The sequence below is a fragment of the Pseudomonadota bacterium genome (assembly GCA_034660915.1).
Classification (GTDB): Bacteria; Desulfobacterota; Anaeroferrophillalia; order Anaeroferrophillales; family Anaeroferrophillaceae; genus DQWO01.
Genome location: JAYEKE010000091.1, coordinates 1 through 3,971, shown reverse-complemented (window position 1 = coordinate 3,971; position 3,971 = coordinate 1). Strand labels below are relative to the sequence as shown.

The window sequence follows — 3,971 nt, the reverse complement described above, 5'->3', positions numbered from 1 at the left end:
AGAATAATAAATAGTTTCTATCCGTAAACTGCTGTTTCCGGATGAGCACTAAATAAACTTTCAAGAAAGCAGGGACCATGAATCAAACTGGTAACAATCAATGTACTTTACAGGGCATCGGCGTTTCTCCCGGAGTTGTCATCGGCAGGGCTTTTTTGCTGGACCGGGCCAAGCTCAAGCCAGCCATGGAAAAAATTCCCAGCGAGCAGGTTCAGGTGGAGATAGAGCGCTATTTAAATGCCATTGCCGCCGCCCGCCAGGAATTGCTTGATGGACATGAAAGATTAGTGGAAACATCAGCTGAAAACAACGGCAATCAAAAACATCTTTACCTGTTTGACGTTCATCTGATGATGATGGACGATAAAATGCTCACGGATGATACCGTTAAGCTGATTCGGGAAAAAAAGATTAGTGCGGAATGGGCCCTCAGCCTGAATGTGGAAAAAATCAAAAAGATTTTCAACCGCATGAATGATCCCTACATGAGGGAACGACAGTCCGACATAACCCATGTAGCGGAACGGATTCTGCGCCAACTGATGAAAAGTGAATATGACAACATCGAGAAAATAAGCAAAAACGTCATTCTCATCGCCCATGATCTTTCACCTGCCGACACCATGCAACTGAATTTAAACAAGGTAAAAGCCTTTGTTACTGATCTGGGTGGACGTACTTCTCATACGGCCATCATTGCCCGCTCAATGGAAATTCCCGCCGTAGTCGGGCTTGAGCGGGCCACGGAAATGATTAACGGCGGCAATCAACTGATAGTAGATGCCATTGACGGACTGATCATTGTTTCCCCTACCGCTGAACAAATACGTACCTATAAGGAAAAAGCGGAAAGGCATCGTTTTTTCCAACAGCAACTGATCCAGAATCGGGATTTACCCCCCCTGACCAAAGACGGCTATACTATTGAGTTGGCAGCCAACATTGAAAGCCCGGAAGAAGCAGAATCGTCAGTTTCTCATGGTGCGGGAGCTATCGGGTTATATCGCACGGAGTTCATTTATCTCAACCGAAGTGACCTTCCCTCCGAGGAAGAACATTATCTGACCTATAAAAAGGCCCTGCAAAATGCCGCGGGACAGGAAATTACCATCAGAACCCTTGACCTCGGCTATGACAAGCTTTCCAGCCATGCTTTTCATGAAGACACCGTTAATCCGGCTATGGGTTTACGGGGCATCCGCCTCTGTTTCAAACAAAAGGAAATTTTTTGCCAGCAGCTGCGGGGGATACTCAGGGCCAGCCATCATGGCAAGGTTAAGATACTTTTCCCGATGATCTCCGGAGTTCGTGACATCAGACAGGCCATCGGTATCCTGACCGAGGTTAAAGATGAACTGCGCCATCAGGGTATCTCTTTTGATGAAAACATTCCCGTCGGAGTCATGATTGAAATACCTTCCGCCGCCGTTATCGCTGATCTGCTGGCACCTGAGGTGGATTATTTCAGTATCGGCACCAATGATCTGATTCAATACACCCTGGCCGTTGACCGGGTTAATGAGCATGTTTCATGTTTTTATGAACCCCTGCACCCTTCCATCCTCAGGTTGCTACAGAATACCATCGAAGCCGCCCATGGCAATGGTATTCCCGTCAGTGTCTGCGGTGAAATGGCTGGCGAGCCTTCATATACTCTGGTATTGATGGGACTCGGGCTGGACCAGTTGAGCATGAATCCTCTTTCCGTTCCCTACATCAAGAAAATTATTCGCAGCAGTACGTATAAAGAAGCCCGTGAAATTCTTGCCAAGTGTTTGACCTTCAAAGTCGCCACTGAAGTAGAAGAGTATGTGGCTGAACAAATGCATCAGCGATTTCCAGATGATCTGCTGATGAATCTGAAAAATAATTAATAAATATTTCTAATGCGGGAACATATCCCGCAACCCAAACGGGCTTTATCGGCCCGCAAGTAAGTGCTCTTATCAGAACGTTTTCTTGTTTTTTAAACCAGAAAATAACCTGTAAGGCACTAATGTCACCAGCCAAAAGTAAAGGAGAATATCATGAGCATGCACGACTATCTCTTCACCTCTGAATCAGTCACGGAAGGTCATCCCGACAAAGTTGCCGACCAGATTTCCGATGCTATCCTCGATAATATCCTCGAAGAGGACAAGCATGGCCGGGTTGCCTGTGAAACTATGGTAACCACAGGCATGGCAGTCGTTGCCGGCGAAATCACTACCAATTGCTACGTTGATATCCCGGAAGTAGTCCGACAGACTATCAAGGATATCGGCTACAATGACTCATCCATGGGCTTCGACTGGGAAACCTGTGCCGTACTGACCAGTATTGACAAACAATCTCCTGATATTTCCGTCGGCGTCACCGCCGGCGAAGGTCTTTACCAGGACCAGGGTGCCGGAGACCAGGGCTTGATGTTCGGCTATGCCTGCAATGATACCCAGGAATTAATGCCCATGCCGATTGTCTACGCCCATCGCCTGACCAGGGAACTGGCCAGGCAGCGCAAGAATGAACATCTGCCTTTTCTCCGCCCCGATGGAAAATCCCAGGTAACTATTGAATATGTTGACCATAAACCAATACGTGTTGACACCGTGGTGGTTTCCAGCCAGCATACCCCGGATATTGCTTACAATGACCTCAAGGAGAGCATCATTGAGCAGGTTATTAAACCGATCATCCCGGCTGAAATGCTTGACCAGGAAACCAAATTTTTCGTCAATCCCACCGGACGCTTTGTTGTCGGCGGACCCATGGGAGATTGTGGCTTGACCGGCAGAAAAATTATCGTCGATACCTATGGAGGACAGGGAAGTCATGGGGGAGGCTGTTTTTCCGGCAAAGATCCTTCAAAAGTCGATCGCAGCGCCTCATATATGGCCCGCTATATTGCCAAAAATATTGTTGCTGCCGGAATGGCTGAACGATGTGAAGTCCAGCTGGCCTATGCCATTGGCGTCGCCCAACCGGTCAGCGTCATGATCAACTGTTTCGGCACCGGGAAGATCTCTTCAGACAAAATATCCGATCTGGTCAGAAAATACTTTGACCTGCGGCCGGTAGCTATCATTGAAAAGCTTGAACTTCTGCAACCCATCTATCTGCAAACCGCGGCTTATGGCCATTTCGGCCGTACGGAAGCGGGATTCACCTGGGAGAAAACTGACATGGCTGACATTCTGAAGAAAGGAGCCGGAATCTAGCGAAATTCATTGGCCAAACCACCTCCTGGTTTAAACATAATTCGGACAGATTAGGTGTTACTTGCATTCTGAATAAAACTTATTGACATATCAATAATAGTTATAGTAGTAGCTGAATTTAATTAAATAATTGCTCAGGTGCTCGTTAAGAGCTTAATCGGGAACCCCGTGTAAATCGGGGACGGGCCCGCCGCTGTAACCGGGAACGAAAGCCGTAAAGACCACTGACTGTCAGGTTGGGAAGGTGCGGTAAGTAGAGTGATCCGGAAGTCAGAAGACCTGCCTGAACAACAAAGCCGTTTCTCGTGGACAGAGCCAGGCTTGTAGCGCCTTAGAGGATAAAAAAGGGAAATCCCCGGGTCGAAACTTAAGTTTCGGTTCGGGGATTTTTTTGTTTGGGCGGCGAGTTAGGTTGGTGTCGGAATGACAAGACACCACAACCTTTAAACCTAAGTTAAGCGATTAGCTGTTAGCTTTTAGCTGTTAGCTATCAGCGTTTAGCCTTGAAAAATAAAGGCGTTACGTTAATGAGAAATAACACCCAACGGGTGAAAGTTTGTAAATAAATATTCGATTTTGTCTATAGATTGACAAATTTTTATTATTTCTCACAGAGATACGGAGTCACAGAGGGCAAATGACTCGAATTCTCTGTGACTTTGTGCCTCTGTGAGAGTATTTTTATCTTTTCTGAAAACGTAGTCGAATGTTTACGTTTGTAATAGCAAAACATCCTGTAATCATTAAACCTAAAAGGTACAAGGTAAAAGGTAA

General features: G+C 46.5%; 2 protein-coding genes and 1 riboswitch. Both genes read left to right on the top strand.

The window, feature by feature from the left end:
* The first annotated feature begins 77 nt into the window (after positions 1-77).
* Positions 78-1,874, top strand: a complete 1,797-nt coding sequence (gene ptsP / locus U9P07_05380) for a phosphoenolpyruvate--protein phosphotransferase (GenBank protein MEA2108834.1) — start codon at positions 78-80, stop codon at positions 1,872-1,874.
* 153 nt (positions 1,875-2,027) lie between these two features.
* Positions 2,028-3,197, top strand: coding sequence for a methionine adenosyltransferase (gene metK / locus U9P07_05375; GenBank protein ID MEA2108833.1), 1,170 nt, complete (start codon positions 2,028-2,030; stop codon positions 3,195-3,197).
* Positions 3,198-3,316: 119 nt separating this feature from the next.
* Positions 3,317-3,499, top strand: a riboswitch (cobalamin riboswitch).
* Positions 3,500-3,971: the final 472 nt, after the last annotated feature.